Origin of the sequence: Streptomyces malaysiensis subsp. malaysiensis (genome assembly GCF_040653035.1) — a bacterium.
GTDB classification, from domain to species: Bacteria; Actinomycetota; Actinomycetes; order Streptomycetales; family Streptomycetaceae; genus Streptomyces; species Streptomyces malaysiensis.
On sequence record NZ_JBEZNG010000017.1, the window covers coordinates 187,515 to 212,436 of the forward strand.

Sequence of the window (24,922 nt, forward strand, 5' to 3'; positions counted from 1 at the left end):
ACTGGCGATCCCCCGAGAGGTGGAGGGGCGGACCGAAAGGCCGCCCCTCCACCTCTGAAACAATCGAATACTGGGCGCATTATTTGCTCGAAATCCTTGTCGCCACCGCAATTCTCATGCACTCTGGTGAATTAAGCGTGGCCATATCGCGATGCCCTTCCGATACGGGACCCCAAAGGGATGATAGGGGTCCATAGGGGGTTTGAAGGGGTTTCTAGCCGCACTGCCCTGTGTAAAGCTGACGTACGGTCTTGGTGTTATGTCTGCGAGGGTAATGGGGCACGCGATGGTGAGTGAGTCCGTGGATTTCACGCCCGAGCACACCGAAATGGGGGACGCGAGCCCCCGAGGAGCGTCCCCGTGGCGCGACCGGCTCGCCGCGCTCCCCGAGGCCGAACGCGCCGAGGCCCTCACCGCATGGGTCGGCGAGATTGTCGAGCAGGCACTCAAGGACAAGGCACCGGATGTCCTCGACCCCGAGCGTCCCTTCCTCGACCTGGGCTTCGACTCCCTCGCCACGGTCGACCTGCATGCCCGGCTGACCGCCGCCACCGGGCTGCGGCTGCCGGTCACCCTCGCCTTCGACCACCCCACCCCCGCCGACCTCGCCCGCCATGTGCGGACCGAACTGCTGGGCGGGAACGACGACTCCGACGTTTCCCCGGCCGACGCCGGAATGGGCCCGATCGCCGCCGACGAGCCCATCGCGATCGTCGGAATGAGCTGCCGATTCCCCGGTGCGGTCGGCTCTCCCGAAGAACTCTGGGAAATCGTCGCGGGCGGAAAAGACGTCATCTCCGAATTCCCGGAGAGCCGGGGCTGGGATCTCGCCGGACTTTACGACCCCGACCCGGACCGGCCGGGCAGCAGCTACACCCGCGAAGGCGGATTCCTGCACGACGCCGATGAGTTCGACCCGGCGTTCTTCGGGATTTCCCCGCGCGAGGCGCTGGCGATGGATCCGCAGCAGCGGCTGCTGATGGAGACCTCCTGGGAGGTCTTCGAACGCGCCGGTATCGACCCCGCGATCCTCCGGGGCGGCAGGACCGGTGTGTTCGTCGGCGCCGAGACCCAGGACTACGGCCCCCGGCTGCACGAGGCCGAGCAGGGCTTCGAGGGCTATCTGGTCACCGGCAACGCCGCCAGCGTCGCCTCCGGCCGGATCGCCTACACCTTCGGCTTCGAAGGCCCCACCGTCACCGTCGACACCGCCTGCTCCTCCTCCCTGGTGGCCCTCCACCTGGCCGTCCAGGCGCTGCGCTCGGGCGAGTGCACCATGGCGCTCGCCGGTGGCGCGGCGGTCATGGCCAACCCCGGCTCGTTCATCGCCTTCAGCCGCCAGCGCGGCCTCGCCGCCGACGGCCGCTGCAAGCCGTTCGCCGCCGCGGCCGACGGCACCGCCTGGGGCGAAGGCGTCGGCATGCTGCTGGTCGAACGGCTCTCGGACGCCCAGCGGAACGGCCACCGGATCCTCGCCGTCGTCCGTGGCACCGCCATCAACCAGGACGGCGCCAGCAACGGTCTCACCGCCCCCAGCGGCCCCGCCCAGCAGCGCGTCATCCGTCAGGCCCTCGCCAACGCGGGTCTGACGGCCGGTGAGGTGGACGCGGTGGAGGCCCACGGCACCGGCACCACCCTCGGCGACCCCATCGAGGCCCAGGCGCTGCTCGCCACCTACGGCCAGAACCGCGAGGCGGACCGCCCGCTGTGGCTCGGCTCGCTCAAGTCCAACATCGGCCACACCCAGTCCGCGGCCGGTGTCGGCGGCATCATCAAGATGGTCATGGCGATGCGCCACGGCGTTCTGCCGCGCAGCCTGCACATCGACGAGCCGACCCCGCATGTCGACTGGACCGGCGGCGACGTCGAGCTGCTGACCGAGGCGCGGCCCTGGCCGGAGAGCGACCGCCCGCGCCGCGCGGGCGTGTCGTCGTTCGGCATGAGCGGCACCAACGCCCACGCCATCATCGAGCAGCCTCCGGCCCCCGCCGAGGAGCGGGCCGATGCCGAGGACCCTGACGACGAGGCCGCCGCAGCACCCGCCCTGCTGCCCTGGACGCTGTCCGCGAAGACCACCGACGCCCTCCGTGGCCAGGCCGAGCGGCTGTACGCGCTGCTGGAGGCCGACCCCGGGCTCGCCCTCACCGACATCGGCCACTCCCTGGCCACCACCCGCGCCACCTTCGAACAGCGTGCCGTGCTCCTCGCCGGAGACCGCGACGGCTTCCGCTCCGCCCTGCGCACCCTCGCCGACGGCGGCGACGCACCGTCCGTCGTGCGCGGCGCCCCCGCCGCCGGAAAGCTGGCCCTGCTGTTCACCGGCCAGGGCAGCCAGCGCCTCGGCATGGGCCGTGAGCTCTACGGCGCCTACCCCGTCTTCGCCGAAGCCCTCGACGACGCCTGCTGGTACCTCGAGGAGCAGCTCGAACGCCCGCTCCTCGACGTGCTCTTCGCCGAGGAGGGCACCCCCGAGGCCGACCTCCTCGACCGCACCGACTACACCCAGCCCGCCCTGTTCGCCGTCGAGGTCGCGCTCTACCGCCTCCTCGAATCCTGGGGGCTGCGCCCCGAACTGCTCGCCGGACACTCCATCGGTGAGCTCGCCGCGGCCCATGTGGCGGGTGTGCTGTCCCTGGAGGACGCCGCCGCGCTGGTGGCCGCGCGTGGCCGTTTGATGCAGGAGCTTCCGGCCGGTGGCGCGATGGTCGCGGTGCAGGCGTCGGAGGACGAGGTGCTGCCGCTGCTCGCCGGACGCGAGGACCGGATCGGCATCGCCGCCGTCAACGGCCCGCGGTCCACCGTCGTCTCGGGCGCCGAGGAGGACGCGCTGGAGATCGCGGCGGCCTTCGAGGAGCGAGGCCGTAAGACCAAGCGGCTCACCGTCAGCCACGCGTTCCACTCGCCGCTGATGGACGGCATGCTCGCCGAATTCCGGCGCGTCGCCCAAGTGCTGGACTACGCCCCGCCGCGCATCCCCGTGGTCTCCACCGTCACCGGGCGCGTGGCCACCGCAGAGGAGCTGTGCTCGCCCGAGTACTGGGTGCGCCATGTCCGCGAGGCCGTCCGCTTCCTCGACGGAGTGCGTACGCTCGCCGACAAGGGCGCCACCACCTTCCTCGAGCTCGGCCCCGACGCCGTGCTCACCGCCATGGCCCAGGACTGTCTGCCCGACGCCGAGGGCGCCGCGTACGCCCCCGCGCTGCGCGGCGGGCGCCCCGAGACCGAAACCGTGACCGCGGCCCTGGCGCTGGCGTACGTCCGGGGCAAGAAGGCCGACTGGGCCGCCCCGTACGCTGCCACCGACGCCCGCCCGATCGACCTGCCCACCTACGCCTTCCAGCGCCAGCGGTACTGGCTCAACGCCCCGGCCCCGGCGGGATCGTCGGCCGAGGCCGCACCGGGCTCGGCGGTGGACGGTCGGTTCTGGGATGTGGTGGAGCGCGGGGATGTGGCCGCGTTGGCGGCGGAGCTTGCGGTGGATCCGGGGGTTTCGCTGGGTGAGGTGCTGCCTGCGTTGTCGTTGTGGCGGCGGCAGGAGTCGGTGCGGTCTGTGGTGGATGGCTGGCGTTATCGGGTGTTGTGGCGGCCGGTGACGGACCGGTTGTCGGCGGGTGTGTTGGGTGGTTCGTGGGTGGTTGTGGTGCCTGCGGGTGAGGCTGGGGGAGTGTGGGCCGCGGGTGTGGTGCGGTTGTTGGCTGGGCGCGGTGTTGATGTGCGGGTGGTCGAGTCGGACGCGGTGGACCGCGCGGGGCTCGCGGATGAGCTGCGTACGGCGGTGGGCGACGCCTCGGTGACGGGTGTGGTGTCGCTTCTGGCGATGGGCGCGGGTGAGTCGGGTGTGTTGCGTACGGCTGCTTTGGCGCAGGCGTTGGGTGATGTGGGTGTGGGTGCGCGGTTGTGGGTGGCGACGCGGGGTGCGGTGTCGGTGGGGCGCTCCGATGGTGTGGTGGATCCGGGTCAGGCGTCGGTGTGGGGGCTTGGTCGGGTGGCGGCGTTGGAGCTGCCCGAGCGCTGGGGCGGTCTGGTCGATCTGCCGGAGTCGGTGGATGAGCGTGTGCTGGGCCGGTTGGCGGGTGTGCTGGCCGGGGCCGGTGGCGAGGACCAGGTGGCGGTGCGCGCCTCGGGCGTCTTCGGACGCCGGCTGGTGCGGGCGGCCACGCCGGGTTCGGCGACGGGTGCGGCCTCGGACGGCTCATGGACACCGGGCGCCGGTTCGGTGCTGGTGACGGGCGGTACGGGTGCGCTGGGTGCGCAGCTGGCCCGCTGGCTGGTGGAGTGCGGTGCCGAGCATGTGGTGCTCACCAGCCGTCGTGGGCTGGAGGCGCCGGGCGCGGTGGAGCTGCGGGACGAGCTGGCCGCGTCGGGTGCCCGGGTGACCGTGGCTGCGTGTGATGTGGCGGACCGGGACGCGCTCGCCGAGCTGCTCGCCGGGCTTCCGGCCGAGCTTCCGCTGACCGCCGTCGTGCACGCGGCCGGTGTGCTGGACGACGGCGTACTGGACTCGCTCACGCCCGAGCGGTTCGCCTCGGTGCTGCGGGCCAAGGTGGACGCCGCGCGCCATCTGGACGAGCTGACGCGCGACCTGGACCTCTCGGCGTTCGTGCTCTTCTCCTCGATCACGGGGTCGGTGGGCGCGGCCGGGCAGGGCAACTACGCGGCGGCCAACGCCTACTTGGACGCGCTGGCCGAGCTGCGGCGCGCCGAGGGGCTGCCCGCCACCTCGATCGCCTGGGGCCCGTGGGCCGAGGGCGGCATGGCCGGTGACGACGCCATGGAGCGGCGGATGCGCCGCGAGGGCATGCCGCCGATGGCGCCCGAGTCGGCGCTCACCGCGCTGCGGCAGGCGCTGGAGCTCGATGACACCGCCGTGACGGTCGCGGACATCGACTGGGAGCACTACACCGGCACCCTCACCGCCGTACGGCCGAGCCCGCTGATCGCCGAGCTGGCGGCGGAGGCCGGGCAGCGCGCCGCGACCGGCGCCGACACCGCGAAGGTCGTCACCGACGCCGACGCCGCCTCCCCCCTCGGCGAGCGGCTGAGCGGCCTTCCGAAGGCCGAACAGGACCGTGCGCTGCTGGAGTTGGTGCGTGCGCAGGTCGCGTCGGTGCTGGGGCACGGTGGGGCCGATGCGGTCGAGGCGGGCCGCGCCTTCAAGGAGCTGGGCTTCGACTCGCTGGCCGCGATCGAGCTGCGCAACCGGCTGAACGCGGCGACGGGCCTGCGGCTCGCCGCCACGCTCATCTACGACTACCCGAACGCCACGTCCCTCGCCGACCATCTGCGTACGGAGCTGCTGGGCGCCGATGTCGCGGTGGACGGCGGTGTGGTGGCGCCATCGGCGGTCGCGGTGGCCGACGATCCGATCGCGATCGTGGCGATGAGCTGCCGTTTCCCGGGTGGGGTGCGGTCGCCGGAGGAGCTGTGGGAGCTGCTGACGGCGGGCGGGGATGCCATCGCGGAGTTCCCGTTGGATCGTGGCTGGGATCTGGCGGGGCTGTACGACCCGGACCCGGACCGTCAGGGGACGACGTACACGCGTGAAGGCGGCTTCCTCTACGACGCCGGGGACTTCGACGCGTCGTTCTTCGGCATCTCGCCGCGTGAGGCGCTGGCCATGGATCCGCAGCAGCGGCTGCTGCTGGAGACGTCCTGGGAGGCGTTCGAGCGCGCGGGCATCGACCCGGCAACGCTGCGCGGCAGCCGTACCGGTGTCTTCGCGGGCACCAACGGCCAGGACTACGCCGGGCTCGTCGCCACCCCGCCCGAGGGGCTGGAGGGCCACCTCGGCACGGGCAACGCGGCGAGTGTGGTGTCCGGTCGGCTGTCGTACACCTTCGGCCTGGAGGGCCCGGCGGTGACGGTGGACACGGCGTGTTCATCGTCGCTGGTGGCCCTGCACATGGCCGTTCAGTCGCTGCGCTCGGGCGAGTGCACGATGGCGCTCGCCGGTGGTGTCACGGTGATGTCCACGCCGGACGCGTTCGTGGACTTCAGCCGTCAGCGCGGGCTCGCGGAGGACGGCCGGATCAAGGCGTTCGCGGCCGGGGCCGATGGCACCGGCTGGGGCGAGGGCGTCGGCATGCTGCTGGTCGAGCGGCTGTCGGACGCGGAGAAGAACGGCCATCCGGTGCTGGCGGTCGTGCGGGGCAGCGCGATCAACCAGGACGGTGCGTCGAACGGTCTGACGGCGCCGAACGGTCCGTCCCAGCAGCGCGTCATCCGCCAGGCGCTGGCCGGTGCGGGGCTGTCGGCCGGTGATGTGGACGCGGTCGAGGCGCACGGTACGGGTACGACGCTGGGTGACCCGATCGAGGCGCAGGCGCTGCTTGCCACGTATGGGCGGGAGCGGGATGGGGACCGGCCGCTGTGGCTCGGCTCCATCAAGTCCAACATCGGCCACACGCAGGCGGCGGCGGGTGTCGCGGGCATCATCAAGATGGTGTTGGCGATGCGGCATGGTGTGTTGCCGCGGACGTTGCATGTGGATGCCCCGTCGCCGCATGTGGACTGGTCGACGGGTGCGGTCTCGCTGCTGACCGAGCAGGTGGAGTGGCCGGAGACCGGCCGCCCGCGCCGTGCGGGCGTGTCGTCCTTCGGGCTGAGCGGCACCAATGCGCACACCATCATCGAGCAGGCCCCGGCCCTTCCGGCCGCCTCAGTCGAGGAGCCCGAGCCGCGTGAGCCGGTCGTGCTGCCGTGGCTGCTGTCGGCGAAGGACGGGCAGGCGCTGCACGCCCAGGCCGCACAGCTGGCCACTCATCTCCGCACCCACCCCGAACTGAGCGCGACCGACATCGCCTTCTCGCTCGCCACCAGCCGCGCCGCGCTGGAGCGGCGCGCGGCGCTCGTCACCACGGACCGCGGGACCTTCGTCGCGGGCCTGGACGCGCTGGCCCGTGGCGAGTCCGTCCCGGATGTGGTGGAGGGGACGGCCGCTGAGGGCAAGGTGGCGTTCCTGTTCACGGGGCAGGGGAGTCAGCGGCTGGGGATGGGGCGTGAGTTGTATGACGCCTATCCGGTGTTCGCGGATGCGCTGGATGAGGTGTGTGCGCATCTGGATCTGTACCTTGAGCGGTCGCTGCGGGATGTGCTGTTCGGGGAGGACGCGGCCGTACTGGATCAGACGGCGTTCACTCAGCCCGCGCTGTTCGCGGTCGAGGTGGCGCTGTTCCGGCTGGTCGAGGCATGGGGTCTGACACCGGACTTCCTCTCCGGGCACTCGATTGGTGAGCTGGCCGCCGCGCATGTGGCGGGTGTGCTGTCGCTCGCCGACGCGGTGCAGTTGGTGGCCGCGCGTGGCCGTTTGATGCAGGAGCTTCCGGCCGGTGGCGCGATGGTCGCGGTGCAGGCGTCGGAGGACGAGGTGGCGCCGCTGCTGACCGAGCGGGTCAGCATCGCCGCGCTCAACGGGCCGACGTCGGTGGTGATTGCCGGTGACGAGGACGTGGCGCTGGAGATCGCCGCGTCGTTCGAGGCCCAGGGCCGTAAGACGAAGCGGCTCACGGTGAGCCATGCGTTCCACTCGCCGCGTATGGACGGGATGCTGGAGGCGTTCCGCGAGGTGGCCGAGGGCCTGACGTACGAGGCTCCGCGGATCCCGATCGTCTCCAACCTCACCGGTGGGGTGGTGTCCGCCGGGGAGATCACGAGCCCCGAGTTCTGGGTGCGCCATGTCCGGGAGGCCGTGCGCTTCCTCGACGGTGTGCGGACGTTGGAAGCCCAGGGTGTGACGACCTTCGTCGAGCTCGGCCCCGATGGCGTGCTTTCGGCGATGGCGCAGGAGTGTGTGACCGGCGACGGCGCCGCGTTCGCCGCCGCGCTGCGGAAGGGGCGTGCGGAGGCCGAGTCGGTGACCGCCGCCCTCGCCGTGCCGCATGTCCGGGGCCAGTCGCCGGATTGGCGTGAGTACTTCGAGGGCACCGGGGCCCGGCGGGTCGAGCTGCCGACGTATGCCTTCCAGCGCACCCGGTACTGGTGGGAGGAGGCCCCGGCGGCGGAGACCGCGCTTGGCGGCGCCGTCGACGGTCGGTTCTGGGATGTGGTGGAGCGCGGGGATGTGGCCGCGTTGGCGGCGGAGCTTGCGGTGGATCCGGGGGTTTCGCTGGGTGAGGTGTTGCCTGCGTTGTCGTTGTGGCGGCGGCAGGAGTCGGTGCGGTCTGTGGTGGATGGTTGGCGTTATCGGGTGTTGTGGCGGCCGGTGACGGATCGGTTGTCGGCGGCTGGTGTGTTGGGTGGTTCGTGGGTGGTTGTGGTGCCTGCGGGTGAGGCTGGGGGTGTGTGGGCCGGGGGTGTGGTGCGGTCGTTGGCTGGGCGTGGTGTTGATGTGCGGGTGGTCGAGTCGGATGCGGTGGACCGTGCCGGGTTGGCGGATGAGCTGCGTACGGCGGTTGCGGGCGGTTCGGTGGCGGGGGTGTTCTCGCTGCTGGCCGTCGGGGGTGAGTCGGGTGTGTTGCGTACGGCTGCTTTGGCGCAGGCGTTGGGTGATGTGGGTGTGGGTGCGCGGTTGTGGGTGGCGACGCGGGGTGCGGTGTCGGTGGGGCGCTCCGATGGTGTGGTGGATCCGGGTCAGGCGTCGGTGTGGGGGCTTGGTCGGGTGGCGGCGTTGGAGCTGCCGGAGCGGTGGGGCGGTCTGATCGACCTTCCCGAGACGGCCGACGAGCGTGCGCTGGGCCGGTTGGCGGGTGTGCTGGCCGGGGCAAGCGGCGAGGACCAGGTCGCGGTGCGCTCCTCGGGCGTCTTCGGGCGCCGGCTGACGGAGGCTTCCGGGGCCCGGACATCGGGCGATGAGGACTGGCGTGCCTCGGGTTCGGTGCTGGTGACGGGCGGTACGGGTGCGCTGGGTGCGCAGCTGGCCCGCTGGCTGGTGGAGTGCGGTGCCGAGCATCTGGTGCTCACCAGCCGCCGGGGCCTCGACGCCCCGGGCGCGGTGGAGCTGCGGGACGAGCTGGCCGCGTCGGGTGCACGGGTAACCGTGGCCGCGTGTGATGTGGCGGACCGGGACGCGCTCGCCGAACTGCTGGCGTCCATACCGGCCGAGTTCCCGCTGACCGCCGTCGTCCACGCGGCCGGTGTGCTGGACGACGGCCTTGTGGACACGCTGGACGCCGAGCGCCTGGAGCGGGTGGTGCGCGCCAAGGCCACCTCCGCGCGGAACCTCCATGAGCTGACGCGTGACCTGGACCTTACGGCGTTCGTGCTCTTCTCCTCGTTCGCCGGATCGGTGGGCGCGGCAGGGCAGGGCAACTACGCGGCGGCCAACGCCTACTTGGACGCGCTGGCCGAGCTGCGGCGCGCCGAGGGGCTGCCCGCCACCTCGATCGCCTGGGGCCCCTGGGCCGAGGGCGGCATGGCTGCGGACGAGGCGCTGGAGCGGCGGATGCGCCGCGACGGAGTGCCGCCCATGGCGCCCGAGTCGGCGCTCACCGCGCTGCGGCAGGCGCTGGACCTCGATGACACCGCCGTGACGGTCGCGGACATCGACTGGGACCGGTTCCTCGCCGAGTTCACCGCCGTACGGCCCAGCGCCCTGTTCGGCGAGGTGCGCGCCGCGCGTCCGGCGCCGGCGGTCGAGGGCGTACCGCGCCCGGCAGCCACCGGCGGGACCGGCACGCTGGCGGAGCGGCTCTCCGGGCTAACGGAGAACGAGCGCGCACAGACACTGCTGGAGCTGGTGCGTGCGCAGGTCGCGTCGGTGCTGGGGCACGGTGGGGCCGATGCGGTCGGGGCCGGGCGTGCCTTCAAGGAGCTGGGCTTCGACTCGCTCACCGCCGTGGAACTCCGCAACCGGCTGAACGCGGCAACCGGCCTGCGGCTGCCCGCCACGCTCATCTACGACTACCCCAACGCCACCGCCCTCGCCGACCACCTGCGCACCGAACTGCTCGGCACGGACGCCGCGGTGACCGGAGGCGTGGCCGCACCCACGGTCGCGGTGGCCGACGATCCGATCGCGATCGTGGCGATGAGCTGCCGTTTCCCGGGTGGGGTGCGGTCGCCGGAGGAGCTGTGGGAGCTGCTGACGGCGGGCGGGGATGCCATCGCGGAGTTCCCGTCCGACCGTGGCTGGGATCTGGCGGGGCTGTACGACCCGGATCCGGACCGTCAGGGGACGACGTACACGCGTGAGGGTGGCTTCCTCTACGACGTCGCCGACTTCGACGCGTCGTTCTTCGGGATCTCGCCGCGCGAGGCGCTCGCCATGGATCCGCAGCAGCGGCTGCTGCTGGAGACGTCCTGGGAGGCGTTCGAGCGCGCGGGCATCGACCCGGACGCGCTGCGCGGTCAGCAGATCGGTGTCTTCGCCGGGACCAACGGCCAGGACTATCTGTCGCTGCTGATGCAGGCGCCCGAGGGCCTGGAGGGCCACCTCGGCACGGGCAACGCGGCGAGCGTGGTGTCCGGTCGGCTGTCGTACACCTTCGGCCTGGAGGGCCCGGCCGTCACGGTCGACACGGCCTGCTCGTCGTCGCTGGTCGCGCTGCATCTGGCGGTGCAGGCGCTGCGCCAGGGCGAGTGCACGATGGCGCTCGCAGGCGGCGTCACGGTGATGTCCACCCCCGAGAACTTCATTGACTTCAGCCGCCAGCGCGGACTGGCCGCCGACGGCCGGATCAAGGCGTTCGCGGCCGGGGCCGATGGCACCGGCTGGGGCGAGGGCGTGGGCATGCTGCTCGTGGAGCGGCTGTCGGACGCGCGGCGCAACGGCCATCCGGTGCTGGCGCTGGTCCGGGGCTCCGCCATCAATCAGGACGGTGCGTCGAACGGTCTGACGGCGCCGAACGGTCCGTCCCAGCAGCGTGTCATCCGCCAGGCGCTGACCAGCGCCGGGCTGACCACCGGCGATGTGGATGTCGTCGAGGCGCACGGTACGGGTACGACGCTGGGTGACCCGATCGAGGCGCAGGCGTTGCTTGCCACGTATGGGCGGGAGCGGGACGCCGACCAGCCCCTGTGGCTCGGCTCCATCAAGTCCAACATCGGGCATACGCAGGCGGCGGCGGGTGTCGCGGGCATCATCAAGATGGTGTTGGCGATGCGGCATGGTGTGTTGCCGCGGACGTTGCATGTGGATGAGCCGTCGCCGCATGTGGACTGGTCGACGGGTGCGGTGTCGCTGCTGACCGAGCAGGTGGAGTGGCCGGAGACCGGCCACCCGCGCCGCGCCGGTATCTCCTCGTTCGGCATCAGCGGCACCAACGCGCACACCATCGTGGAGCAGGCCCCGGCGGTCGACACACCGGCCGAGGCACCCGAGCGGAACGGCCTCGGCGGTCGCCTGCCGTTCGTCCTGTCGGCCAAGAACGCGGAAGCGCTGCGGGAGCAGGCCGCGCGGCTGCGCACCCACATCGCGGCGCGGCCGGAGTCGGCGCCGCTCGACATCGCCCACGCCCTGGCCACTGGCCGCGCCGCCCTGGAGCGGCGTGCGGTGCTGACCGTCGGCGACCGGGACGAACTTCTGCGGTCGCTCGACGCGCTGACCCGGGGCGAGTCCGTCCCGTCCGTGGTCGAGGGGACGGTCGCCGAGGGCAAGGTGGCGTTCCTGTTCACGGGGCAGGGGAGTCAGCGGCTGGGGATGGGGCGTGAGCTGTATGACGCCTATCCGGTGTTCGCGGATGCGCTGGATGATGTGTGTGCGCATCTGGATCTGTACCTTGAGCGGCCGCTGCGGGATGTGCTGTTCGGGGAGGACACAGAGGCTCTCGACCGGACCGGGTTCACTCAGCCCGCTTTGTTCGCGGTCGAGGTGGCGCTGTTCCGTCTTGTCGAGGCATGGGGTCTGAAGGCGGACTTCCTGTCGGGGCACTCGATCGGTGAGCTGGCCGCCGCGCATGTGGCGGATGTGCTGTCGCTCGCGGACGCCGCGCAGTTGGTGGCCGCGCGTGGGCGGTTGATGCAGGAGCTGCCCGCCGGTGGCGCGATGGTCGCCGTGCAGGCGTCGGAGGACGAGGTCTCCCCGCTGCTGACCGAGTGGGTCAGCATCGCCGCGCTCAACGGCCCGAACTCCGTCGTCATCGCGGGCGATGAGGACGATGCCGTCGCGATCGCGGCCGGTTTTGAGGCGCAGGGGCGTAAGACCAAGCGGCTCACGGTCAGCCATGCGTTCCACTCCCCTCGTATGGACGGGATGCTGGAGGCGTTCCGCGAGGTGGCCGAGGGCTTGACCTACGAGGCTCCGCGCATCCCGATCGTCTCCAACCTCACCGGGTCCGTCGTCTCCGCCGAGGAGATCGCGACGGCCGACTTCTGGGTGCGCCACGTCCGTGAAGCGGTCCGCTTCCTCGACGGTGTGCGGACGCTGGAGGCCCAGGGCGTCACCACCTATCTCGAACTCGGCCCCGACGGTGTCCTCTCCGCGATGGCGCAGGAGTGTGTGACCGGCGGGGACGCCGCGTTCGCCGCCGTGCTGCGCAAGGACCGCCCCGAGGCCGAGGCGCTGATGACCGCCCTCGCGCGGGCGCATGTCCGCGGTGTGACACCGGACTGGGCGGCCGTCTTCGCCGGTACGGGCGCCGCTCCCGTGGACCCGGCCGACCTGCCCACCTACGCATTCCAGCGGCAGCGCTACTGGCCCAGCGCCGCCGCCCTCGCCGCCGGCGACCCCGAGTCGATCGGGCTGGGCGACATCGATCATCCGCTCCTCGGCGCCGCCGTCGCGCTCGCGGACGCCGATGGGCTTCTGCTCACCGGAGTGCTCTCCCTCCGCACTCACCCCTGGCTCGCGGACCACGCGGTCATGGACACTGTGCTGCTGCCCGGCACGGCCTTCGTGGAGCTGGCGGGCGCCGCGGGCGGCCAGGTCGGCTGTGAGCGGCTGGACGAACTGACCCTGGAGGCGCCGCTCGTACTGCCCGAGCACACCGGGGTGCGGGTGCAGCTCGTCGTGGACGGTCCGGATGAGTCCGGCCGCCGTTCCTTCAGCCTGCATTCGCGTCGGCAGGACGCGCTCGGCACCGAGCCGTGGACGCGCCACGCAACCGGTGTGCTCGCGCCCGGCACCCGGATGTCCGGCGAGCCGGATGAGCTCGCCGTCTGGCCGCCGCGGGGCGCGACGCCGATCCCGGTCGAGGGGCTGTACGAGGAGCTGGCCGGGGCGGGCCTCGGCTACGGGCCGGTGTTCCAGGGGCTCAAGGGCGCCTGGCGGCTCGGCGAGAACCTCTACGCCGAGGTGGGCTTCCCCGAGGACACGCCGCTGACGTCGGGCGCCGAGGCCGAGCGGTTCGGGCTGCACCCGGCCCTGCTCGATGCCGCGCTGCACGTCATCGGCCTCGACAGCGCCGACCGGGAGGCGGCGCTGGCCGAGGGCGCGCTGCTTCCGTTCGCGTGGAACGGCGTTCAGCTGCACGCGGCCGGGGCCGGTGCGCTCCGGGTGCGGCTGTCCGAGCGGTCGGCGAACGCGGTCTCGCTGCTGGTGGCCGACGGTACGGGCCGTGCGGTGGCCACCGTCGAGTCCGTGGCGCTGCGGGCGGCCTCGGCCGACCAGGTGCGCGCGGCGCGCGGCGGGCTGCACGAGTCGCTGTTCCGGCTGGACTGGACGGCGGTTCCGGCGCCCGCGACCGGCGCGGCCACGGGCGACTGGGCGGTGCTCGGTGCGGACGGCGCCCAACTGGCCACGCTGGAGGGCGCGTTCGGGACCGGCATCCGGCTCGCCGCCTACCGCGATCTGGCGGTGCTGCGGACGGCCGTCGAGGCCGGGGCGCCCGCGCCGGACACCGTCCTGCTGGCCGGTATCGGTGGCGGCGGCGACGCGTCGGCCGTGCACGAGGCCACACAGGCCGTGCTCAGCCTGCTCCAGGAGTGGCTGGCCGATGAGCGGTTCACGGCGTCGCGGCTGGTGCTGCTGACCCGGGGCGCGGTGGCGACCGAGCCGGGGGCGGGCGTGGCGGATCTGCCGTACGCCGCTGTGCGCGGTCTGTTCCGCTCCGCGCAGTCGGAGAACCCCGGCCGGCTGGTCCTGCTGGACGTGGACGGCCAGGAGGACTCGTACCGTACGGTGCCCGCCGCGCTCGGTGTGGACGAGGCGGAGTTGGCGCTGCGCGCGGGCGCGGCGCTCGCGCCACGGCTGGCCCGGGTGCCGGTGACCGAGAGCACTGGTGGCACCGAGAGCACCGGTGGCACCGAGGCCATCGACGGCGCGCGAAACACCGATGGCACCGAGAGCCTCGACGGCGCCGAAAACACCCATCGCACCGAGAACACCGACGCCGTCGGCACTCGCGCGGAGTCCGGTGCCCCGTCGTACGACCCCAACGGGACCGTACTGATCACCGGCGCCACCGGAAACCTCGGCGGTCTCTTCGCCCGCCACCTCGTCTCCGCCCATGGCGTACGGCGGTTGCTGCTGGTCAGCCGTCGTGGCGCCGAGGCCGACGGCGCCGAGGAGCTGGGCGCCGAGCTCACGGCGGCCGGTGCCACCGTCACCTGGGCGGCCTGCGATGTGGCCGACCGCGACGCCCTGGCCGCGACCCTGGCCGCCATCCCGGCCGAGCATCCGCTGACCGCCGTGGTGCACACGGCGGGCGTCCTGGACGACGGCATCCTCGGTTCGCTGACGCCCGAGCGCGTAACACACGTTATGCGCCCGAAGGTGGACGCGGCGCTGAACCTGCACGAGCTGACCCGCGACCAGGAGCTGTCCGCGTTCGTGCTGTTCTCCGGTGCCGCCGCCGTGTTCGGTGCGCCCGGACAGGCGAGCTACGCGGCCGCCAACTCCTTCCTGGAGGCGCTCGCCCAGCACCGCGTCGCCCAGGGGCTCCCCGCCACCGCGCTGGCCTGGGGCCTGTGGGCCGGTGCGGGCATGGGCAGCGGTCTTGACGAGGTCGATCTGCGGCGTATCGCGCGCGGCGGGGTCGCCCCGATCGCCGCCGACGAGGGGCTCGCGCTCTTCGACGCGGCTCGCGCCGACGGCGCCCCCGTGCTGTTCCCGATGCGGCTCGACCACGCGGGGCTGCGCACCGAGGCCACGGCGACCGGCACCGTCCCGGCGCTGTTCCGCGGCCTGGTGCGGACCCCGGTCCGGCGGGCCGCCGCCGTGGCCGCCACCGCCGACGGCTCCTCGCTCGCCCAGCGCCTGGCCGGGCTCGCCCGGTCCGAACAGGACCGTGAGCTGCTGGAGTTGGTGTGCGGGCGGGTCGCCGCGGTGCTCGGTTACGCGGGCCCGGAGGCGGTCGAGGCCGGGCGTGCCTTCAAGGAGCTGGGCTTCGACTCGCTCACCGCCGTCGAACTCCGCAACGACCTCAAGACCGTCACGGGGCTGCGGCTCCCGGCGACGCTCGTCTTCGACTACCCGACCCCCTCCGCCCTGGCCGGTCGTCTGCGCGAGGAGCTGCTGGGCGCCGAGGAGGAGGTCGCGGCGCCGCTCGTGCCCGTACGGGCGGGGGCGACTCCGGCGGTCGACGACGACCCGATCGTCATCGTCGGCATGAGCTGCCGATACCCCGGCGGGGTGCGCACCCCGGAGGAGCTGTGGGAGCTCGTCGCCACCGGTGGCGACGGCATCTCCGGCTTCCCCGTGGACCGTGGCTGGGACCTCGACGGTCTGTACCACCCGGACCCCGACCACACGGGCACCTCGTACACCCGCGAGGGCGGATTCCTGCACGACGCGGCCGACTTCGACCCGGACTTCTTCGGGATCTCGCCGCGTGAGGCGCTCGCCATGGATCCGCAGCAGCGGCTGCTGCTGGAGACGTCCTGGGAGGCGTTCGAGCGCGCGGGCATCGACCCGTCGACCGTGCGCGGCAGCAGGACCGGTGTGTTCGCGGGCGTCATGTACCACGACTATGTGACCGGCCTCGACGGCATCCCCGACGGTGTCGAGGGCTACATCGGCACCGGCAACGCGGGCTCCATCGCCTCCGGCCGGGTGGCGTACACCTTCGGTCTGGAGGGCCCGGCGGTCACGGTCGACACGGCGTGCTCGTCGTCGCTGGTGGCGCTGCACTGGGCGATCCAGGCGCTGCGCGCGGGCGAGTGCACGATGGCGCTGGCCGGTGGTGTGGCGGTCATGGCCACACCCGAGACGTTCATCGACTTCAGCCGTCAGCGCGGCCTGGCCACCGACGGCCGGTGCAAGTCGTTCGCGGCGTCGGCGGACGGCACGGGCTGGGGCGAGGGCGCGGGCATGCTGCTCGTGGAGCGGCTCTCGGACGCGCGGAAGAACGGCCACCCGGTGCTGGCGGTCGTGCGGGGCAGCGCGATCAACCAGGACGGTGCCTCCAACGGTCTGACGGCGCCGAACGGTCCGTCCCAGCAGCGCGTCATCCGGCAGGCGCTGGCCGCCGCCGGGCTGTCGGCCGGTGAGGTGGACGTCGTCGAGGCGCACGGTACGGGTACGACACTCGGCGACCCGATCGAGGCGCAGGCACTGCTGGCCACCTACGGCCGGGAGCGGGACGCCGACCAGCCCCTGTGGCTCGGCTCCATCAAGTCCAACATCGGCCACACACAGGCCGCCGCGGGTGTCGCGGGCATCATCAAGATGGTGATGGCGATGCGCCACGGTGTGCTGCCGCAGACGCTGCACGTGGACGAGCCGTCGCCGAACGTCGAGTGGGAAGACGGCGCGGTCTCGCTGCTGACGGAGCGGATGGAGTGGCCGGACACCGGCCGTCCGCGCCGCGCGGGCGTGTCCTCGTTCGGCATCAGCGGCACCAACGCGCACACCATCATCGAGCAGCCCCCGGCCGCCGAGGACCACGACGGCGCGGTGGCGCGGCCGTCCGCCGTACCGCCGGTGCTGCCGTGGCCGCTGTCGGCCGTGGGCCAGGACGCGCTGCGCGACCAGGCCCGCCGCCTGCGCGACCGGCTGCGCTCCGCCGACGAGGACACGGACCTGGCCGCCATCGGCTACACCCTGGCCGCCGGGCGCGCCGCGTTCGAGGACCGCGCGGTGCTGGTGGCCGACGGCCGCGAGGGCTTCCTGCGCACCCTGGAGGCGCTGGCCTCAGGCGAACCGGCCAATGGCCTGGTGCAGGGCTCGCCGGTGGCCGGGAAGCTGGCGTTCCTGTTCACGGGGCAGGGGAGTCAGCGGCTGGGGATGGGGCGTGAGCTGTATGACGCCTATCCGGTGTTCGCGGAGGCGCTGGACGCGGTCTGCGATGAGCTGGACGCACATCTTGAGCGGCCTTTGAAGACCGTGGTGTTCGCGGACGACGCGGCTGCCCTGGATCGGACCGGGTTCACTCAGCCCGCTTTGTTCGCGGTCGAGGTGGCGCTGTTCCGGCTGGTGGAGGCGTGGGGGCTGCGGCCCGACTTCCTCTCCGGCCATTCGATCGGTGAGCTGGCCGCCGCGCATGTGGCGGGTGTGCTCTCGCTCGCGGACGCGGCGAAGCTGGTGGCGGCGCGTGGCCGTCTGATGCAGGAGCTTCCGGCGGGTGGCGCGATGGTCGCCGTCCAGGCGTCGGAGGACGAGGTGGCGCCGCTGCTGACCGAGCGTGTCTCGATCGCCGCGCTCAACGGTCCCACCTCGGTCGTCATCGCCGGTGACGAGGACGCGGCGCTGGAGATCGCGGCGTCGTTCGAGGCTCGAGGCCGTAAGACCAAGCGGCTCACCGTGAGCCACGCGTTCCACTCGCCGCGTATGGACGGCATGCTGGACGCGTTCCGCGAGGTGGCGCAGGGCCTGTCGTACGAGGCCCCGCGTATCCCGATCGTCTCCAACCTCACCGGCACCATCGTCTCCCCGGACGAGATCGCGACCCCCGACTTCTGGGTGCGCCACGTCCGTGAAGCGGTCCGCTTCCTGGACGGTGTGCGGACGTTGGAGGCCCAGGGCGTCACCACCTACCTCGAACTCGGCCCCGACGGTGTCCTCTCCGCGCTGGCGCAGGAGTGTGTGACCGGCGGGGACGCCGCGTTCGCCGCCGCGCTGCGCAAGGACCGCCCCGAGGCCGAGACCGTCACCACCGCCCTCGCCGCCCTGCACGTCCGGGGCGTGGCCCTGGACTGGGAGGCGTTCTACGGCGGAACCGCCGTCCGGCGCGTGGAGCTGCCGACGTACGCCTTCCAGCGCCGCCGGTACTGGCTGGACGTACGGTCGGCGGCCACCGCCACCCCCGGCGCCACGGCTCAGGACGCGGTCGATGCCCGCTTCTGGGAGGCCGTCGAGCGCGAGGATCTGGCCTCGCTCGCCGAGACCCTGAACCTCGGCACCGAGAGCAACGGCGCGCTGGAGGCCCTGCTGCCGTCCCTCTCCTCGTGGCGGCGGCAGCAGTCGGAGCGTTCGACGGTGGACGGCTGGCGCTACCGGGTGTCGTGGAAGCCGGTGACCGACCGCGCCACCGCGTCCCCGAGCGGCGGCTGGCTCGTGGTGGTCCCGGCCGAGGCGGCCGAGGACGCCTGGGTCGAGGGCGCCGTACGGATGCTGAACGACCGCGGTGCCGACGTACACCGCGTGGAGCTGCCCGCCGGCGACGACCGCGCGGCGTTGGCCGAACGGCTGGCCGCCGCCATCGGCGACGAGGCCGTGACCGGCGGTGTGCTGTCCCTGCTCGCCCTCGCGGACGGCGACGGAGAGGGGCTGCCGCGGACGGCCGCGCTGACGCAGGCCCTGGGCGACATGGGTGTCGGCGTGCCGCTGTGGGTGGCCACGCGGGGCGCGGTGGCCGTGGGCCGTTCGGACGGCATGGTCAGCCCCGCGCAGGCGCGGCTGTGGGGTCTCGGCCGGGTGGCCGCGCTGGAGGTGCCCGAGCGCTGGGGCGGTCTGGTGGACCTCCCGGCGGCGGCCGATGAGCGTGCGCTGGGGCGGCTGGCGGAGGTGCTGGCCGGTGCCGGTGGCGAGGACCAGGTCGCGGTGCGCGCGTCGGGCGTGTTCGGACGCCGTCTGGTCAGGGCGTCCGCGCCCGGCTCCGACGGTGGCTCCTGGACGCCGGGCGCCGGTACGACCCTGGTCACCGGCGGTACGGGCGCGCTGGGCGCGCAGGTGGCCCGCTGGCTGGTGGCGAACGGCGCCGGGCACCTGCTGCTCACCAGCCGCCGTGGCCTGGACGCCCCCGGCGCGGTCGAACTCCGCGATGAACTCGCCGCCTCCGGCGCCCGGGTGACGGTGGCCGCATGCGATGTGGCCGACCGGGACGCGCTCGCGCGGCTCCTCGACGCCATTCCGGCCGAGCTGCCGCTGACCGGTGTGGTGCACACGGCGGGGGTGCTGGACGACGGCGTACTGGACTCGCTCACCCCCGAGCGCTTCACGGCCGTACTGCGTGCCAAGGCGGTCGCCGCGGCGCATCTGGACGAGCTGACGCGCGATCGGGAGCTGTCGGCCTTTGTGCTGTTCTCCTCGACCAGCGGCACGTTCGGCGCCCCGGGGCAGGGCAACTACGCCGCCGCCAACGCCTACGTGGACGCGCTCGCCGAGCGGCGGCGCGCCGAGGGCCTGCCCGCCACTTCGATCGCCTGGGGCCCGTGGGCCGAGGGCGGGATGGCCACGGACGGCGCGCTGGAGCAGCGGCTGCGCCGGGGCGGACTGCCGCCGATGGACGCCGAGTTGGCGATCGGCGCGCTCCAGCGGGCGCTCGATCTCGACGACACCGTGGTGACCGTCGCGGACATCGACTGGGACCGGTTCGCGCCGGACTTCACCGCCGCACGGCCCAGCCGCCTGCTCGCGGACCTCCCCGAGATCCGCGCGGCGGCGGAGGACGCCGCCGCCGAGCCCGCGGCCGACGGCTCCTCGCTCGCCGCCCGGCTGGCCGGGCTGGGCGAGGCGGAGCGCGACCGGCTGCTGTTGGACCTGGTCCGTACGCAGGTGGCCGCGGTGCTCGGACACGACGGCTCGGAGTCCATCGGGGCCGACCGGGCCTTCGGCGAGCTGGGCTTCGACTCGCTGACCGCCGTCGAGCTGCGCAACCGGCTCGGTGCCGCGAGCGGCGTCCAGCTGCCCGCGACCCTGGTCTTCGACTATCCGACGGCCTCCGCCCTCGCGGGCTATCTGCGCGGCGAGCTCATCGGCACGGACACGGGCGCGAGCGCCGACACCGCCGCCGAGTCCACGCGCTCGACGGCCGTGACGACGGCGGCCGATGACGACCCGATCGCGATCGTCGCGATGAGCTGCCGCTTCCCGGGCGGGGTGCGGTCGCCCGAGGAGCTGTGGCAGCTGCTCACCGCGGGCGGGGACGCGATCGCCGAGTTCCCGGCGGACCGCGGCTGGGACCTGGACGCGCTGTACGACCCGGACCCCGACCACCGTGGCACCTTCTACGCCCGCGAGGGCGGTTTCCTCTACGAGGCGGGCCACTTCGACGCCGGGTTCTTCGGGATCTCGCCGCGTGAGGCGCTCGCCATGGATCCGCAGCAGCGGCTGCTGCTGGAGACGTCCTGGGAGGCGTTCGAGCGCGCGGGCATCGACCCGGCGACGCTGCGCGGCACCTCCGCCGGGGTCTTCGTCGGCTCCAACGGGCAGGACTACGACGCCTCGCTGCACACCGTCCCCGAGGGCGTCGAGGGCTACCTGGGCACGGGCAACGCGGCCAGCGTGGTCTCCGGCCGGCTCGCCTACACCTTCGGTCTGGAGGGCCCGGCGGTCACGGTCGACACGGCCTGCTCGTCGTCGCTGGTGGCGCTGCACTGGGCGATCCAGGCGCTGCGCCAGGGCGAGTGCTCGCTCGCGCTCGCGGGCGGTGTGACGGTCATGTCCAGCCCCGGCGCGTACATCGAGTTCAGCCGTCAGCGCGGGCTGGCGGCCGACGGGCGCTGCAAGGCGTTCGCGGCGGGTGCGGACGGCACCGGCTGGGGCGAGGGCGTCGGCATGCTGCTCGTGGAGCGGCTGTCGGACGCCCGCGAGAACGGCCACCCCGTACTGGCGATCGTCCGTGGCTCGGCCATCAACCAGGACGGCGCCTCCAACGGTCTGACCGCGCCCAACGGCCCCGCCCAGCAGCGCGTCATCCGCCAGGCGCTGGCCGGTGCCGGACTGACGACCGGCGATGTGGACGCGGTGGAGGCGCACGGCACCGGCACCCGGCTCGGCGACCCGATCGAGGCGCAGGCGCTGCTGGCCACCTACGGCCGGGACCGGGACGCGGAGCGGCCGCTGTGGCTCGGCGCCATCAAGTCCAACATCGGGCACACCCAGGCCGCCTCCGGTGTCGCGGGTGTCATCAAGATGGTGCTGGCGATGCGCCACGGTGTGCTGCCGCGCACCCTGCACGTGGACGAGCCGTCGCCGCATGTGGACTGGTCGACGGGTGCGGTGTCGCTGCTGACCGAGCAGGTGGAGTGGCCGGAGACCGGCCGTCCGCGCCGGGCCGGCGTCTCCTCGTTCGGCTTCAGCGGCACCAACGCCCATACCGTTCTGGAGCAGGCCCCGGTTGACGACGAGCCGGCCGAAAGCACACCACGGCGCCCGCTCATGCGGCCCGATGTGGTGGCCTGGCCGCTGTCGGCCAAGGGCGAGGACGCGCTGCGGGCCCAGGCCGAGCGGCTGCGCGCCCACGTCGAGGCCGAGGCCGGGCTGGACGCGGTGGACGTGGCGTACTCCCTGGCCACCACCAGGTCCGCCCTGGAGCACCGCGCGGTGGTCCTCGGCCCGGACCGGGACCGGCTGCTCGCGGGCCTCACCGCCCTCGCGCGTGGCGAGTCCGCCGCGCAGCTGATCCGGGGCGTCCCCGCCGAGGGGCGCACCGCCGTGCTCTTCACCGGGCAGGGCAGCCAGCGGCTCGGCATGGGCCGTGAACTGTACGAGGCCAGCCCGGTCTTCGCGGAGGCGCTGGACGCGGTCTGCGCCGAGCTGGACCGCCACCTCGAACGGCCGCTGTACGACGTGCTGTTCGGCGACGACAAGGCCCCGCTGGACCGGACCGGGTTCACCCAGCCCGCGCTGTTCGCCGTCGAGGTGGCGCTGTTCCGGCTGGCCGAGGCCGCCGGGCTGCGGCCGGACCTCCTGGCCGGGCACTCGATCGGCGAGCTGGCCGCGGCACATGTGGCCGGGGTGCTGTCGCTGGAGGACGCCGCCGCGCTGGTGGCCGCCCGCGGCCGTCTGATGCAGGAGCTGCCCGCGGGTGGCGCGATGATCGCGGTGCAGGCGGCGGAGGATGAGGTCGAGCCGCTGCTGACCGACCGCGTCGGCATCGCCGCGCTCAACGGGCCCACGTCGGTGGTCATCGCGGGCGATGAGGACGCGGCGCTCGAGGTTGCCGCGTCGTTCGAGGCGCGGGGCCGCAAGACCAAGCGGCTCGCCGTGAGCCACGCGTTCCACTCCCCGCTGATGGACGGCATGCTCGCCGAGTTCCGCAAGGTCGCCGAGGGGCTGAGGTACGGCGCGCCGCGCATCCCGATCGTCTCCACCGTCACCGGGCAGCCGGTGACCGACGAGCTGGGCATGGCCGCCGACTACTGGGTGCGCCACGTCCGCCACGCCGTGCGCTTCCTCGACGGGGTGCGGACGCTGGAGGCCCAGGGCGTCACCACCTACGTCGAACTGGGCCCGGACGGGGTGCTGTCCGCCATGGCGCAGGACTGCGTCACCGCCGGGGCCGAAGGCGCCGAGGAGGTGGCCTTCGTGCCCGTGCTGCGCGCCGGGCGCCCCGAGCCGGAGACGCTGACCGGCGCCCTCGCCACGCTGCATGTGCGGGGCGCGGCCCTGGACTGGGCGGCGCTGTTCGCCGGGACCGGCGCGCACCGCGTCGACCTGCCCACGTACGCGTTCCAGCGGCGCCGCTACTGGCTGGAGGGCACCCCGCGGCACACGTCCGGCGAGGAGGCCGCGGCCGTCGACACGGCCGGTGCCCGGTTCTGGGAGGCGGTCGAGAGCGATGACCTCGCCTCGCTGTCGGACGCGGTGGGCATCGACGTGGACCAGCCGCTCAGCGCGCTGCTCCCGGCGCTGTCCGCGTGGCGGCGGCGTGAGCGCGAGCAGTCCGCGCTCGACGGCCGGCGCTACCGCGTCACCTGGAAGCCGCTGGAGGAGCCGCGGCTCGCGGCCGCCCCCGGCGTCTGGCTGGTGGCCGAACCGGCCGCGGCCGCGGGCCACGCCGAGGCCGTGCGGCGCGTCGTGGACGCGCTGGCCGACCGGGGCGCCGACATCCGGCGCCTCACCCCGGCCGATGGCCCGGCCGACGGCGCGGACCTCGACCGGGACGCCCTGGCCGACCGGATCCGCCGGGCCGCCGCGGAGGAGCCCGTACACGGTGTGCTCTCGCTGCTCGCGCTGGATGAGCGGGCGCACCCCGACCACCCCGCCGTGCCCACCGGGCTGTTGCGCACCGGAGTGCTGGTGCAGGCGCTCGGCGACGCGGGCCTGGACGCCCCGCTGTGGTGCGCCACCACCGGCGCCGTCTCCACCGCGGCCTCGGAGCCGGTCGGCAGCGCCGCACAGGCGCAGATCTGGGGCCTGGGCCGGGTGGTGGCGCTGGAGCACCCGGAGCGCTGGGGCGGTCTGCTCGACCTGCCCGCCACGCTGGACGAACGGGCCGCCGACCGCCTTGCCGGTGTGCTCGGCGGACACGGCGACGGCCACGAGGACCAGCTGGCGATCCGTACGGCCGGAATCCTGGCCCGCCGCATCGCCCACGCCGAGTCCACCCCGGCCACCGGCGCGCCCTGGCGGCCCCGTGGCACGGTCCTGGTCACCGGCGGCACCGGCGCGCTGGGCGCCCATGTGGCCCGCTGGCTGGTGGACAACGGCGCCGAGCAGGTGGTGCTCACCAGCCGCCGGGGCCCCGACGCCCCCGGCGCCGACCAGCTCACGGCCGAACTCACCGGGAAGGGCGCCCAGGTGACCGTCGTCGCCTGCGATGTCACCGACCGGGACGCGGTCGCCGGGCTGCTGACCCGCATCCGCGACGCACACCCGCACCACCCGCTCACCGCCGTCGTGCACACGGCGGGCGCCGGGCAGTTCGCACCGCTCGCGGAGACCACACCGGCCGATGTCGCCGATGTGGTGGCCGCCAAGGTGGCGGGCGCGGCCCATCTGGACGCGCTGCTCGGCGACACCGAGCTGGACGCCTTTGTGCTCTTCTCCTCGATCGCCGGGGTGTGGGGCAGTGGCGGCCAGGGCGCCTACGCGGCCGGGAACGCGTTCCTGGACGCGCTGGCCGAACAGCGCCGGGCGCGCGGTCTCACCGCCACCTCCGTGGCCTGGGGCCCGTGGGCGGACGGCGGGCTCGTCGCCGATGACGAGGCAGCCGAGCAACTGCGCCGCCGCGGTCTGCCGGTGATGGCCCCGCACGACGCCATCGCCGCCCTCCAGCAGGCGCTGGACCGGAACGAGACCGCCGTGGCCGTGGCCGACGTGGACTGGGGCCGCTTCGCCCCCGCCTTCACCGCGGCCCGCCCCCGTCCGCTCATCGCCGACCTGCCCGAGGTCCGGGCCGCCCTCGCACCGGACCCGGCGGAGGGCGCGGACGGCGGCACCGCCGAGGCACCGGCGGAGTCCCTGCGGCAGCGGCTCGCCGGGCTCACCGGGCCCGAGGCCGAGCGGGCCCTGCTGGACCTCGTCCGTACGGAGGTCGCCGCCGTCCTCGGACACGACGACACCACGGCCGTCCAGGCGGGCCGGGCCTTCAAGGAGCTGGGCTTCGACTCGCTCACCGCCGTCGAACTCCGCAACCGGCTCAACGCGGCCACCGGGCTCCAGCTCACCGCCACCCTGGTCTTCGACCACCCGACGCCCGGCGTGCTCGCCGGTGTGCTGCGCGCCGACCTCCTCGGCGAGGACACCACACCCGAACTCCCGGCCCTCGCCGAAATCGACAAGCTGGAATTCGCCCTTTCCCATGTCTCCGACGACGCGACGGAACGCGAGCGGGTCACCGCGCGGCTCGAAGCGCTGCTGCGGACCTGGAACGAAACCGGAAACGCGGCGGGTGCCGACGGTGCCGACGACGATGAACTCGACCTCGACGCCGCCTCCGCCGAAGACATTTTCGACATCATCAACAATGAATTCGGAAGGTCCTGACGTGATGACCGCCCACAA

1 protein-coding gene is annotated in these 24,922 nt (G+C 73.5%); it reads left to right on the plus strand.

The features are described from left to right. Positions 1-286 precede the first annotated feature (286 nt). Complete coding sequence (locus AB0E24_RS29865; RefSeq protein ID WP_435865336.1) at positions 287-24,904, plus strand: type I polyketide synthase; 24,618 nt, start codon at positions 287-289, stop codon at positions 24,902-24,904. The last annotated feature ends 18 nt before the right edge of the window (positions 24,905-24,922 follow it).